The sequence below is a fragment of the Mesorhizobium sp. C264A genome (assembly GCF_040324515.1).
In the GTDB taxonomy this organism is placed as follows: Bacteria; Pseudomonadota; Alphaproteobacteria; order Rhizobiales; family Rhizobiaceae; genus Mesorhizobium.
On the sequence record NZ_JAMYVY010000001.1, the window covers coordinates 3,621,982 to 3,635,222 of the forward strand.

Here is a 13,241-nt window from a genome sequence, read left to right on the forward strand (position 1 = left end):
AAGGGCCTGGCTAATTCAAAGCAGGAACCGTGCCAGTTCTGAGTGAAACGAAAAACCTAAATGAAATCAACATTACGCGCCAGACGCCGGCACGCGAGGCGACATCGCAAGCAGGTCAAAGATTGTTCATTACAGCAATCGCACGCACATTTTTGTGCAATGCACAAGAATGGCGCGAGAATGATCAGGCTTCCGCGCGAGCGGCTTTCTGGCGCGCTATATAGCCGTCGATCTCGTCGGGGTCGAAGGTCTGACCGTCGAAGAAGCCGTCTGGCCCAAGCACCAAGCCTGCCCCGGTCGCACCGACAGCCGTGGCGACCTTAAGCGCGCCCTCGACCTTCGCATTGGCGCCGGGAAGTGCAACGCCAAGCGGCTTTAGCGCCGAGCGGTAGAGGTCGGGACGGTAGCAGTCACGGGCGATAGCAAGGTTTTCCGGCGTGTGCTCGACATGCCCCCAGCGCACCATCTGCGTATAGAACCACAGCGCATGGCTCTTCCACGGAAAGTTCGCCGCCTTGTCGAAGGGCAGGAAGAAGTCGTCGACATCCAGTTCGGCGCCGCCGCCCAGTTCAAGATGGCCGGTCAGGATCGGCATCTGGACAGCTGGTGGCAGGCCGAGGAAGCCAGCTTGAGCCATCACACCAGCCAGTTCGGCGTGGTTGCCCCGATCCTGGCACCAGCGCGCCGAATGATGCAGCGCGCGCAGCAATGCTGCCAGCGCGACCGGGTTCTCCTGCGACCAGGCCTTGCGCACGCCGATCACCTTCTCCGGACTGTTGCGCCACAGCAGCGCCTTGACGGTGACGATATGGCCGGTGCCGGCAGCGACCGAGGCGCTGTTCCAGGGCTCGCCGACGCAGTAGCCGTCGATCCGCCCAGCGGCCAGCGCATCGGCCATGAAGGGCGGCGGCACGATGACGATCTCGATCTCGCGCTCCGGATCGATGCCGCATCCGGCAAGCCAGTAGCGCAGTTCGTAATTATGCCCCGAATGCGGGTGCACCACGGCAAAGCGCAGCGGATCGCCGCCAGCCCCGGCGCGCTCGCGAATGAAGGCACGAAGGGCTGCGCCCGCGCGCGCGGGCTCGAGATCGGGTATGGCGCCGTGTGCCGCCATGCCTTCCCAGACGGCGTTGGAGATGGTGACGCAATTGCCGCCAAGCCCGAGCGAAAACGGCACGATGGTCTCGGAAGCAAGCGGCGTCAGCCCGAGATTGCAGGCGAGCGGCATCGGCCCCAGCATGTGCGCCAGGTGGAAATGGCCGATGGCGATGCGGTCGCGGATGTTGGCCCAGGAGGTCTCGCGGTGCAGTGTGAGATCGATGCCCTCGCGCGCGGCAAATCCAAGCTCACCCGCCGCAACCAGCACGGCACTGTCGAAGAGCGGCATGAAGCCGGCGGTGATCTGGTGCTCGGCGCTCATGCTCATTCGTCCTCCGACGGCCCGAGCAGCCCGGCGGCAGTCACCAGGCTCTGGGCAATGTCGCCGATCTTGCGGTTCTGGTTCATCGCCGTCTTGCGCAGCAGCGTGTAGGCGGCCTCTTCGGTCAGGCCGCGCGACTTCATCAGGATGCCCTTGGCACGGTCGATCACCTTGCGGCTCTCAAGCTCCCCTCGAACCTCTTCCAGCTCGCGCGCCATGCGCGAGAAAGCGTTGAAGCGGCTGACCGCCATGTCCAGGATCGGCTTGACGCGCTCTTGCCTGAGGCCGTCGACGACATAGGCCGAAACGCCGGCATCGACCGCCGCTTCGATCGATGCCTGGTCCGATCGGTCGACGAACATGGCGATCGGCCGCTTCACCGCACGCGACAGCTGGAACATGTTTTCCAGCATGTCGCGGTTCGGGTTTTCCAGGTCGATGACGATGACGTCCGGCTCGATCTCGGCGATGCGCCGCGCAATGCCGGTCACGTCGTGGATGACGGTGACCCGCTCGTGGCCGGCCTCGCGCAAACCTGCCTCGATGATCGCGGCGCGGATACGGTTTTCGTCGATGACCAGGACGGCGAGTGAGCTGCGGACCATGCGTGCATTGTGGGCAAGGTCGCAAAATTGTGCAATGCGGCATGGTCACAGGCTCCCGCCGCGGAGCAACCGACGACCGACAACGACCCGGTCTAGGTGGTCGGGACAAGGAATGCAGCGCAACGCTGGCACTGGTGATGACAGCCTTGCCGGTCGCCTGGTGCCCTACCCAACGGTCTAGGTGCGATGAGACTTGCACCGCAACATCGGCTTGTTAAAGGTGGGGGCAACGACGGACATAGCTGTCCTTGCTCGCCGATCTGACCGGAAGGTTACCGCACGATGCTGCTCATGAAACGACGATTGGGGGCCAGGGAGCCGGCGCGCCCAGCACGGCGTCCCGGGAACCTGACGGCGATGTTCGTCCTGATAGCCGGGCCACTCGTCCTTGGCATCGCCCTCCTGTTGGCTGGTCCGGCACAGGCCCAGGCACCGGCCGCCGTCACGCCCGACAAGGTCAAACAGCTGTTCGAGCTTCTCGACGATCCGTCGGTGAAGGCCTGGGTGGCCGAGCAACGAAATCAGGGCGCAGGATCGACGGAAGCGCCTGCCGAGACTAGCGCTCCGCCGGCCGACGCCGTGGCCGCACCGGGCCAGATGAATACTATGGCGTCCTCGACGCTCGATCGGATCAAGCATCACATCGAAAAGATCGTGCGAACCTTGCCTTCGCTGCCGGACCAGTTCGCGCGCGTCCGGGCCAATACCATGGACGATATGTCCAGCAAGGGCCCCGTCAGCATATTGGTGCTGATTGCGATCTTTATCGCTGCCGGCCTGGCGCTCACCTGGGCAATATACAAGCTCACCCGTCCATTTCGTCTTTGGATCATCGCGCAACCCAGAGATACGCCCATCGGGCGGGCCAAGAAGATCGGCGGCCGCACGCTTTATTCCAGCATGATGATCGGCTCGTTCGCGCTGGGCAGCGCCGGTGCGTTCATGCTGTTCGACTGGCCAGCGCTCATCCGCGAGATTGTGCTGACATTTCTGATGGCTGCGGTCTTTACGTGGGCTGTGCGCCTATACGTGATGGCCACACTCGTCCCTTCTTTCATGGAGGTCGAGCACGCCATCGAGGTTCGTGCCCTGCCGATCACCAACGGAGCTGCTGACCATTGGGCTTATTGGCTGCCCCGGATCGTCGGCGTTTTCGCCTTCTTCGCCGCCGCGTTTGTCCTCTTGCCGGGTCTCGGCATAGACCAGGACGGAATGATGGTCCTGTCCGTCGGCGCCGATTTCATATTGCTGTTGCTCTTCCTGCTGGCCATTTGGCGTCGGCCAAGAACGCAGCGAGACGGCGCGCGCCACAGCGGTCACACGGCAGTGACATGGTTGTTGACGGCTTATTTCGTCGTTCTGTTCCTCGAACGCATTGCCGGCCTCTACACATTCTTCTGGTTTACCTTCACCGCATTCTTCCTGCCTTTGGCAATTGTGCTGACAGAGCGCGGGGTTAATTTCGTCCTGCGGCCCGGTTCGGAAGATGCGGGCCGGCCGACGATCCCGGCGGTGACGATCGCTGTCATCGATCGCGGTATCCGGATGATTTTCATCCTCGCGGCGGCTTACCTTCTCGCACGCGTACTGGGCCTGGACATGCAATCCATGCGCGGCAGCGATACGACCACCATGCTCATATTGCGCGGCTTGATCAACGTCGTGGTCATTGCCCTTGCTGCCGATTTCGGCTGGTCGATCATCAAAGCTCTGATCGAACGAAAGCTGGGCGTCGCGATACCGCAAGCGGTGATGGGCGAGGAGGACATCCTCACCCTCGATCCGCATCAGGCGCGGCTGCACACGCTGTTGCCGATCATCCAGAACATTCTGCTAGCAGTGATCATCGTGATGGCGGTGCTGATGATGCTCGCTTCGATCGGAATCCAGATCGGCCCGCTGATCGCCGGCGCCGGCGTCGTCGGCGTCGCCGTGGGTTTTGGCGCGCAAACCATCGTCAAGGACGTGATCTCTGGCGTGTTTTATCTGCTCGACGATGCTTTCCGTGTCGGCGAATACATTTCATCGGGCAGCTACAGGGGTACGGTGGAGAGCTTTTCGCTGCGCTCGGTGAAGCTGCGCCACCATCGTGGTCCGCTGTTCACGATACCTTTCGGTGAACTCGGCGCCGTGCAGAACCAGAGCCGTGACTGGGTCACCGACAAATTCAACATCACCGTTGGCTATGACACCGATATCGACTTCGCCCGCAAACTGATCAAGCGAATTGGCCTGGAACTGGCGGATGATCCGGAGTTCAAACACTGGGTGATCGAACCGATCAAGATGCAGGGGGTGCAGGAGTTCGGCGAGTACGGCATCGTCTTGAGGGTCAAGGTCACGACCAGACCTGGAGGCGCCTTCAGCATGAAAGGCAGGTTCTTTTTGCGCCTCCGCCAGGCCTTCAAGGAGCAGGGCATCGAACTCCCATTCCCGACCGTCCACGTCCAGGGGCTGCAAGACCCGCATGGGACAGAGAATGCGCCTTTGGAGATCACACCTGAATTACGAATGGCCGTCGCCCAGTCGCACACCAATCGGCGCAGAAAAAAAGCGAGCACAACGGAGTAGGACGCTGTGATACCGGCCGGTCGCAACACGGCTTTCCGCGCGAGGCGTGGACCCACGACACCACGCTAGTCGGAACTGCCGATAGCGGTGACGCGATCGCCGCCAACCAGCACCAGCGTGGCGTTCCTGAGGCCAGGCTTAACGAAAAGGGCAGATACGTTGGCCTTTCCGCGAGGCTCAAAGCGCAATCCAGGCGGTCTTGAGGTCGATATATTTTTCCAGCGCATGCAGCGACTTGTCGCGACCGAAGCCGGACTGCTTGACGCCGCCAAGCGGCACGGTGATATCGGCTCCGCCATAGGTGTTGACGTGGACGACACCGGCGTTGATGGCGCGCACCATGCGATGGGCCGTGGAAAGATTGGCGGTCCACACCGCCGAGGCAAGTCCGTAGACGGTGGAGTTGGCGAGATGCACCGCCTCCTCCTCGGTCTCGAAACGCATCACGCCGAGCACAGGTCCGAACACCTCCTCGCGCGCCAGCTGCATCTCTTGCGTCACGTTCTCGAAGATCGTCGGCGCCATGTAGCTGCCGCCGGTCTCGGTCAGTATCCGTTTGCCGCCGGCGACGAGACGGGCGCCTTCGGCTTGCGCCATGGCGACGAAGCCGAGATTCTTGTCCAGCTGTTCGGCGCTCGATACCGCACCGACATCGCTGGCGAGATCGAGCGGGTCGCCGACCTTCAGCAGCGTGGTTGCCGAGACAAGTTCGTCCATGAAACGATCATAGACCGACGACTGCACGAGCAGACGCGAGCCGGCAACGCAGACCTGGCCTGAATTGCGAAAGATTCCGTTGGCCGAGACGACCGCCGCCTGCTTCAGGTCCGGAGCGTCGGCAAAGACGATGTTGGGCGACTTGCCGCCAAGCTCGAGGAAGACCCGCTTCAAATTGGAACGGGCGGAGTATTCGAGCAGCCGCCGGCCGACCGGCCCCGATCCGGTAAAGGCGATGGCGTCGACATCCATGTGGAGGCCAAGCGCTTCGCCGGCGACAGCACCATGCCCGGTAACGACGTTGAACACGCCTTCGGGAAGTCCAGCCTCGCTTGCGAGTTCGGCCAGCCGCAGCAAGGTCAGCGAGGCGATCTCCGGCGGCTTGACGACGACGCTGTTGCCGGTGGCCAGTGCGGGCGCAATCTTCCAGGCGCCGATCATCAGCGGGAAGTTCCACGGCACGATGACGCCGACGACACCGAGTGGCTCCCTGTGGATCAGCCCGAGCACATTGTCGGCCGTCGGCGCGATCTCGCCATAGACCTTGTCGATCGCCTCGGCGTAGTAGCGGATGGTGCCGGCCGCCGACAGCGGCTCGGCCTTGTAGGCCATGCCGATCTCGGTGCCGTTGTCGCGCACGCCAAGCACCGCCAGCTCATCGACATGTTTTTCGATCAGTTCGGCAAATTTCGTCAGCACCTTCTTGCGAAAGGCAGGGGCGGCGCGCGACCATGAACCCTTCTCGAATGCTTTTCGCGCCGATCGGACCGCGCGATCGATGTCGGCGGCATTGCCGTCGGCGATGCTGGCAAAAGGGCGGCCGTCGATCGGCGAAATCACCGCCAGCGTCGCGCCGCTCGTCGCTGCGGCCTGTACGCCGTCGATAAACAAGCCCCGCTCGCCGATCTCCGTCTTGCGCAGCGCGTCGATGGCATTCTGGCTGATCATTGGTGGCGGACTCCCAGGGAAACATACAACGTGGTTGGCGCGCGGAATTCCCAGCCGCGAAACACCGGCACCTTGCCCGGCACCAGGCTGAGATCGGGGAAGCGCAGGAGCAGCAGCCTTAATGCAAGGCACATCTGCTCGCGCGCGAAAAACCGGCCCGAACAGAAATGATGACCAAAGCCGAAGGCGGCATGATTGCCTTCCCTGCGGTTGATGTCGAAGCGGTCTGGATCGGCAAAGCGGCTCTCGTCGCGGCTTGCCGAGGAGACAAGTGCAGCGACCGCGGCGCCGGCAGGGATGGTTACGCCGCCAAGCTCGACCGCCCGCGTCGTCTGCCGCGTCTGGGTGCCGATCGGCGCCACCCAGCGCAAGCCTTCATCGACAGCCCTGGGCACAAAGGTCTCGGGATCGGCGAGCACCTGCCGCAATTGTTCGGGATGCGCAAGCAGGCCGGCGAGGATCGAACCGGCACCATGTCCGGGCTCCTGCATGCCGCCAAGCAGAATGACCTTGATGCTTGGCATCAAGAAATCGATCGGCCGCGTCGTGCCTTCCGGCATGCCGTCATGCAGCATATGCGATAGCGCCGAGTCGTCGGGTGCGCGCGCAAATCTATCCAGAGTCGGCCGGATGGCTGCGCCGACCTCGGCGCTGATCGCGTCGGCGATCTCTTGCCGCTTCGGGTCGTTCTCGAAATTGATGGCGCCCTGCGCAAGGCCATAGAACCAGCGGCGCAGCGTCGGCATGTCGATGTCGGCAAGGCCAAGCGAGCGCGCCAGGCTGAGCGTCGACACCGGCTCGAAATAATCCGCCATCAGCTCGGCGGAGCCTTGTTCGGCGATCCGGTCGAGAAAAGGTTCGGCAATCGACCGTACGAGATCGCCGGCATAGGCGGCGACGGTGCGCGGCCGGTATTTCGGATCGACGCCTTGGCGCAGCTGTCTATGCGTTTCGCCGTCGGTGGTCAGGATGGTCGGCTTGCCGAACGAGCGTTCGACCGGAGACGTACCGACGACGGCGGAGAAGATGTCGGGTGACTTTGCGACGGTCTCGACGTCCTTCCAGCGGGTGACGAACCAGAGATTGACCGCCGGCACGAAAGCGACAGGCGCGCTGCGCCGCAGTTTCGCATAGATCGGATACGGATCGGCTTCCAGCGCCTCAACGGTGATGCTCTCGGCAAAGCTCAACGCCGTTACTCCCTTGCGATGGAAAGGGGCGGCGCCGAACGCGCTACCCCCTTGTCCTTTGTCCTAGTCCTTCAGCGGCACGCCGAGATTTTCGAAGGCAACCGGATCCCGGCTCTTCAACGCACCGGCAAGCAGCAGGCCGACCACCGCGGCAATCAGCACCAACCCCGGCAGCAACGCGCCGAGGAAGCCGCTGGCGCCCGACAGGCCACCGAAATTAATGACGATCAGGTAGATGATGACGACGAAAGCGATGAAGGCCAGCCCAGGCAGGATGGTGGTCTTCAGCGCATTCTCCTGCGTCGACGGGTTGGCGCGGAAGTACATCACCACGGCGAGCGAGGCCACCGCCATCATGACGATGACTCCCAGCGTCGCGACATTGGTCAGCCAGGAAAACAGCGCCAGAACCGGATCGAGGCCGAGTATCGCGAACAGTCCGATGACGATCGCTGCCAACACGCTCTGGATGACGGAAGCGACATGCGGGCTCTGGTGCACTGAATGCGTCACGCCGATCGCTTCAGGCAACAGCTTCTCGCGGCCCGAGACGTAGATGTAGCGGGCAACCGCGTTGTGGAACGCCAGCACGCCGGCAAACAGGCTCGACACGAACAGGATGCCCATGGCGTGCGACAGCATGGTTCCGGCGTAGCGGTCGGACAGGCCGAACAGGAAAGTCGTCGGATCCTGAAGCGCCTGCAGTGCCGGCAACAATTTGTCGACGCCGGCGCCGACCGCCATCAGCCAGGCCGTGACCATGTAGAAGACGCCGATCAGCAGCACGGAGAAATAGGTGGCGCGCGGAATGGTCACCTTGGGGTCGCGGGCTTCCTCGGCGTAGATCGTCGTCGCCTCGAAACCGATGAAGGCGGCGAAACAGAACAGGATGGCGATGGCGGGCGAGCCGCTGACGATCTGGCTCCAGCTGAACGGCGCCGCAGAGAGACCACTGTCGCCACCGGTCTTGAGGATGGCGAGGTCTAGCACCAGCACAACGATGTATTCGCACAGCACCAGCACCGTCAGGATCTTGGCCGACAGGTCGACCTGGCGGTAGCCCAACACCGCGACGATGGCAACGGCGATGAAGCTCCACACCCACCAGGGCAGGTCGATGCCCCAGCCGGCGAACAGGCCGGCGGTCGCGGCCCCCAGCAGGCCCATGACCCCGATCTGCATGGCGTTGTAGGACAGGATCGCGATGATTGCGGTTGCGCCGCCGGCAAAACCGCCCAGCCCGCGCGCGGCATAGGCATAGAAGGCGCCGGCATTGCCGACATGGCGCGACATGGCGACGTAGCCGACCGCAAACAGCAGCAGCAACACGGTCACGATAAGATAGGTGCCGGCAAAGCCCGCCCCATTGCCCATAAGCATGCCGAGCGGCGTGCCGCCGGCGACCGCGGTGAGCGGCGCCGCCGCCGAAATCACCATGAAGGTGATAGCGCCGACGCCAAGACTGTTCTTGCGCAGCCTGTTGGCGGGCACCTGTTCCGAAACTGCTGACATTTGTCCCTCCAGTCTTACGAACCCCTGGGTTCGCGGCCGCTCGGCCTGTTGCCTGAATGCCATCGGTTCATTATTTGAACCCTTATTTTGAATATAGACTTGCAAAGAATGCGGATGCCTGTCAAGTTAATTCACACATTAAGTTTCTATCCGAGCGGGAGGCAGGATGGGTACGGTCGGCAAGGCGATTTCACTTCTGGAGCTGTTCACGGCGGACGAGCCCGAGCTCGGACTTTCCGATCTCGCGCGGCGGTGCGCCTTCGACAAGGCGACGACGCGGCGGCTGCTGATGGCGCTGGGCGGCCATGGCTTCGTCGAGCAGGATGCCGGCACGCGGCACTATCGCCTCGGCGCCGGCCTGTCGCGGCTGGCGCGTATCCGCGAAGCCTGCTTCCCGTTCCTGCAAACGGCAATTCCCGTGGCGCAGGATCTGGCGGGTTCGACAACCGAGACGGTGCATCTGTCGGAATTCGGCGTCGACAGGCTGATCACCGTCCATGTCGAGCATTCAAGCTGGGCAAACCGGGTGAACATCGATGTCGGCCAGCTTCTGCCGCTGCATTCCACCGCCTCCGGCATCGCCTATCTCGCCTTCGCCGACAACGCGACCGTGAAAGCATGCCTGACAGGTTCGCTTGAGGCCTTTACCGATCATACCCTCGTCGAGCCGGCCGCCATTTCAAAGTCGATCGGCGAGGCGCGCGACCGCGGCTATTCGATCTGCGACCAGGGCCATGAGGACGGCGTGATCGGCGTCGCGGCTGCAATCCGCGCCGCCAACGGACTTGCGCTGGGGACAATTGCGGTGGCAGCCCCGAAGGCCAGGACGACACCGGCTGCGATCGTGGAACGAGGGCTTGCGGTTGTGACCGCGGCACGGGAGATTTCGATGCGCCTCAATGGCGAAAACCTGCAAACCCTGAGGAGGCAGGCCTGATGTCTGTAAGTATGGCAACGCCCCGCATCCTGGTCATCGGCACGGGCGACACCAAGACCGACGAACTGCTGTTCATGAAAGCGTGCATCGAGGCATCGGGTGGCCGCGCCGTGATGATGGATGTCAGCGTGCTGGGCGACCCCGCCTATAGTCCCGATCACGACAAGCATGCCGTTGCGCGGGCCGCTGGCGTGACGATGGCCGAAATCGTCTCGAGCGGCGATGAAAACACCGCCATGACATTGATGGCAGTCGGCGCCGTTCAGCTCGTGCGCCAGCTTCATCAGCGCGGCGAGATCGACGCCTTCATCGCCATCGGTGGTTCGATGGGAACCGATTTGGCGCTCGATGTCGCGCTGTGCCTGCCGCTCGGCGTGCCGAAATTCGTCGTCTCGACCATCGCCTACTCGCACCTCATTCCGCCCGAGCGTGTCGCGCCCGACCTGATGATGATCCTGTGGGCAGGCGGGCTCTACGGCCTCAACACCATCTGCAAGCTGGTCCTTTCCCAGGCCTGCGGCGCGGTCGTCGGTGCGGCGAGGATCGTGCTTGCATCCCGTGCTTCCGCCACGGCGGTCGGGCCGACCATCGGCATGACTTCTCTGGGCAGCAGTTGCCTGCGCTATATGAAGACGCTGAAGCCGGCGTTGGAGCAGCGCGGCTATGATGTCGCGGTCTTTCACACCACCGGGATGGGCGGCCGGGCCTTCGAATCGATCGCCAGCCAGGACCATTTCTGCGCGGTGTTCGACTTCAGCCTGCAGGAGATCACCAATCATCTTGCCGGCTCGGTCGTCAGCTCCGGCGCCGACCGGCTCGAGAATGCCGGCGCCCGCGGCATTCCGCAGATCGCAGCCCCTGGCGCCGTAGACATGGTCGATTTGCCGACCTGGCAGGCGCTGCCGACAAAGTTCGCGCAGCGGCCATTCCATGCTCATAACAGGTTGATCGCCTCGATCACCGTCGATGCCGACGACCGCCGTGAAGTCGCCAGGACCATCGCCGCCAAGATCGGCGCGTCGAAGGGGCGCTCCGCTTTCATCCTGCCCTCCGGCGGCATCCAGGAATGGGATGCGCAGGGCGAGCCGCTGTACGAACCCGAAGCCCTCGCGGCGTTCACCGATGAGATGCGCAAGGCCATTCCCGCCGGCGTCGAGTTCCACGAGATCGACGCCCACATCAACAGCGACGAGTTCGTCGGCAAGGCGCTCGAAATCTTCGACCGCTGGGTCGAGGAAGGCATCATCCCGCGCGGCATGCCGGCCAAGGGAGTGGCTGCGTGAGCGCTGTTCCTGCCCAGGCGCTCGTCCTCGATTTCGGCGGCGTCGTCACCCGGACCCTTTTCGAGACCCATGCCTTGACCGAACAGGCGCTCGGCCTCGCGCCGGGAACGCTGCAATGGCACGGGCCGTTCGACCCGGATTCAGATCCGCTGTGGCGCTCCATGCAGGCCGACGAGATCAGCGAGCGCGATTATTGGCGCACCCGCACCAGCGAAGTCGGCCGGCTCGTCGGCGAGGACTGGCAGGCGATGGAGACATTCGTCCAGCGCGCACGCGGAGCCGAGCCGGAAAAGATCGTGCGGCCCGAAGCCGTCCGCGCCATCCGGACCGTGCATGCGGCGGGATTTCGCCTGGCGATCCTGTCCAACGAGCTAGATCTGTTCTATGGCGCCGGCTTCCGTCAGCGGCTGCCGCTGCTCGAGCTGTTCGACACCATCGTCGACGCCACCTATACCCGCATCCTCAAGCCCGATCCGCGCGCCTATGCCTTGGTGACCGAGGCGCTCGGCCTGCCTGCCGGCGCCTGTGTGTTCGTTGACGACCAGCAGCGCAATGTCGATGGCGGCCGTGCCGCCGGCATGCGCACCGTTCATTTCGACGTCGCGCGGCCGGCACTTTCCTATGCCGAGGCCCTCGGCCATTTCGACCTCATCCCCTGAGACATTTGCGGAGCCTTGCGATGCGCGACATCAATTTCCTCACCGAGAAAAACGCCAAGCCGATCTGGCATCCGATGGCACACCCGGCCGAGATGCGGGCCAACCCGCCAAAGGTGATCATGAAAGGCGAAGGCGTGATGGTCACCGACATCGACGGCAACACCGTGCTCGATGCGGTTGGCGGACTGTGGAACGTCAATCTCGGCTACTCCTGCGACCCGATCAAGAAGGCCATCGCCGACCAGCTCAGCGCCCTGCCCTACTATTCCGGGTTTCGCGGCACGTCGACCGGCCCGTCGATCGAGCTCGCTTACGAACTCAGCGAATGGTTCGAACCGGAAGGCATGGTGCGGACCTTCTTCACCTCGGGCGGCTCGGATTCGGTCGAAACCGCACTGCGGCTCGCCCGCCAATACTGGAAGATCCGCGGCCAGGGCGACCGGACAAAATTCCTCGCGCTGAAGAAGGGCTATCACGGCACCCATTTCGGTGGCGCGTCAGTCAACGGCAACGCCAATTTCCGCCGCAACTATGAGCCGCTTATGCCCGGCGTCTTCCACATTCCCGCACCCTGGACCTTCCGCAATCCGTTCGATGAGACCGATCCGGCGCGGCTGGCCAAACTGTGCGCCAAAGCGCTGGAGGATGAGATCGCCTTCCAGGGCGGCGACACCATTGCCGCCTTCATCATGGAGCCGGTTCTCGGCGCCGGCGGCGTCATCGTTCCGCATGACAGCTTCATGCCGCTGGTGCGCGAGATATGCGACCGCCACGAAATCCTGCTGATCGCCGACGAGGTGGTCACGGGCTTCGGTCGCACCGGCGCCTGGTCGGGTTCGCGGCTATCCGGCGTGAAGCCGGATTTCATGACCATCGCCAAGGCGATCACCTCGGGCTATTTCCCGCTCGGCGCCACCTTGATCGGCGCCAAGGTCGCCGACGTCTTCGAGGCCGACAAGACCAGCTTCGGGGCGATCGGTCATGGCTATACCTATTCCGGCCATCCTGTCGGCTGCGCGGCAGGGCTGGCTGCACTTGCCGAGACCAAACGGCTTCGCCTGGACGAGAACGCAGCCGCGCGCGGCATCGAGCTCGCGGCGACGCTGGAGGGGCTAAAAGCCAAGCACGCGATCGTCGGCGACATCAGGTACAAGGGCCTGATGGCTGCGCTAGAGCTGGTCTCCGATCGCACGACGAAAAAGCCGGTGGACAAGAAGACCATGGCCGTGGTTTCGGAAGCCACTTATGACGCCGGCGTCATGCTGCGCGTGTCCGGCAACAACATCATCCTGTCGCCGCCGCTGATCATCGGCGCCGCCGACGTGGCAAAGATCGGCGAGGCCATCGATGCAGGTCTGTCGAGGGCCTGGTAGACCCGCTGACGCAATGGAGTTTG

10 protein-coding genes are annotated in these 13,241 nt (G+C 63.4%); 5 read left to right on the forward strand and 5 right to left on the reverse strand.

Features of this window, described 5'->3' with window-relative positions; all coding sequences use genetic code 11:
• Nucleotides 1-184 precede the first annotated feature (184 nt).
• Together NKL04_RS17790 and NKL04_RS17795 are read right to left on the reverse strand one after the other, a co-directional pair.
• Nucleotides 185-1,423, reverse strand: a complete 1,239-nt coding sequence (locus NKL04_RS17790) for a CmpA/NrtA family ABC transporter substrate-binding protein (RefSeq protein ID WP_023699831.1) — start codon at nucleotides 1,421-1,423, stop codon at nucleotides 185-187.
• A gap of 2 nt (nucleotides 1,424-1,425) precedes the next feature.
• Nucleotides 1,426-2,028: an ANTAR domain-containing response regulator gene (locus tag NKL04_RS17795; RefSeq protein WP_023667842.1), complete on the reverse strand. Its 603-nt coding sequence runs from the start codon at nucleotides 2,026-2,028 to the stop codon at nucleotides 1,426-1,428.
• A gap of 282 nt (nucleotides 2,029-2,310) precedes the next feature.
• Between NKL04_RS17795 and NKL04_RS17800 the strand changes: the two genes are divergently transcribed.
• Nucleotides 2,311-4,599, forward strand: a complete 2,289-nt coding sequence (locus NKL04_RS17800) for a mechanosensitive ion channel family protein (protein WP_245266055.1) — start codon at nucleotides 2,311-2,313, stop codon at nucleotides 4,597-4,599.
• Between the two features lie 177 nt (nucleotides 4,600-4,776).
• Here NKL04_RS17800 and NKL04_RS17805 read toward each other — a convergent pair whose 3' ends face one another.
• The 3 genes from NKL04_RS17805 to NKL04_RS17815 all read right to left on the reverse strand — a co-directional run bounded on the left by NKL04_RS17805 (nucleotide 4,777) and on the right by NKL04_RS17815 (nucleotide 8,966).
• The gene (locus tag NKL04_RS17805) at nucleotides 4,777-6,264 is read right to left on the reverse strand and encodes an aldehyde dehydrogenase (protein ID WP_023699835.1); all 1,488 of its coding nucleotides are present in this window, start codon (nucleotides 6,262-6,264) and stop codon (nucleotides 4,777-4,779) included.
• Nucleotides 6,261-7,454 carry a cytochrome P450 gene (locus NKL04_RS17810; protein ID WP_023699836.1) on the reverse strand — a complete coding sequence of 398 codons (1,194 nt, stop codon included), beginning with the start codon at nucleotides 7,452-7,454 and terminating at the stop codon, nucleotides 6,261-6,263. Before NKL04_RS17810 ends, NKL04_RS17805 begins: the two co-directional genes overlap by 4 nt.
• Before the next feature lie 63 nt (nucleotides 7,455-7,517).
• Nucleotides 7,518-8,966, reverse strand: a complete 1,449-nt coding sequence (locus NKL04_RS17815) for an APC family permease (RefSeq protein ID WP_023699837.1) — start codon at nucleotides 8,964-8,966, stop codon at nucleotides 7,518-7,520.
• A gap of 166 nt (nucleotides 8,967-9,132) precedes the next feature.
• Here NKL04_RS17815 and NKL04_RS17820 point away from each other — a divergent pair, with 166 nt between their 5' ends.
• From NKL04_RS17820 to NKL04_RS17835, 4 genes are read left to right on the forward strand one after another with little or no spacing between them, the layout of a single operon-like run.
• A complete protein-coding gene (locus NKL04_RS17820) occupies nucleotides 9,133-9,903 on the forward strand; it encodes an IclR family transcriptional regulator (RefSeq protein WP_023699838.1) in 771 nt (256 codons plus the stop codon).
• A complete protein-coding gene (locus NKL04_RS17825) occupies nucleotides 9,903-11,186 on the forward strand; it encodes a Tm-1-like ATP-binding domain-containing protein (RefSeq protein WP_031209030.1) in 1,284 nt (427 codons plus the stop codon). Before NKL04_RS17820 ends, NKL04_RS17825 begins: the two co-directional genes overlap by 1 nt.
• On the forward strand, nucleotides 11,183-11,845 hold the full coding sequence (locus NKL04_RS17830) for an HAD family hydrolase (RefSeq protein ID WP_023699840.1): 663 nt from the start codon (nucleotides 11,183-11,185) through the stop codon (nucleotides 11,843-11,845). Before NKL04_RS17825 ends, NKL04_RS17830 begins: the two co-directional genes overlap by 4 nt.
• Before the next feature lie 20 nt (nucleotides 11,846-11,865).
• Nucleotides 11,866-13,218, forward strand: a complete 1,353-nt coding sequence (locus NKL04_RS17835; RefSeq protein WP_352723907.1) for an aminotransferase class III-fold pyridoxal phosphate-dependent enzyme — start codon at nucleotides 11,866-11,868, stop codon at nucleotides 13,216-13,218.
• The last annotated feature ends 23 nt before the right edge of the window (nucleotides 13,219-13,241 follow it).

Coding starts and splice junctions, on each gene's coding strand:
- NKL04_RS17790 (WP_023699831.1), bottom strand. CDS start 1,423: ATGAGCGCCGAGCACCAGATCACCGCCGGCTTCATGCCGCTCTTCGAC.
- NKL04_RS17795 (WP_023667842.1), bottom strand. CDS start 2,028: ATGGTCCGCAGCTCACTCGCCGTCCTGGTCATCGACGAAAACCGTATC.
- NKL04_RS17800 (WP_245266055.1), top strand. CDS start 2,311: ATGCTGCTCATGAAACGACGATTGGGGGCCAGGGAGCCGGCGCGCCCA.
- NKL04_RS17805 (WP_023699835.1), bottom strand. CDS start 6,264: ATGATCAGCCAGAATGCCATCGACGCGCTGCGCAAGACGGAGATCGGC.
- NKL04_RS17815 (WP_023699837.1), bottom strand. CDS start 8,966: ATGTCAGCAGTTTCGGAACAGGTGCCCGCCAACAGGCTGCGCAAGAAC.
- NKL04_RS17820 (WP_023699838.1), top strand. CDS start 9,133: ATGGGTACGGTCGGCAAGGCGATTTCACTTCTGGAGCTGTTCACGGCG.
- NKL04_RS17825 (WP_031209030.1), top strand. CDS start 9,903: ATGTCTGTAAGTATGGCAACGCCCCGCATCCTGGTCATCGGCACGGGC.
- NKL04_RS17835 (WP_352723907.1), top strand. CDS start 11,866: ATGCGCGACATCAATTTCCTCACCGAGAAAAACGCCAAGCCGATCTGG.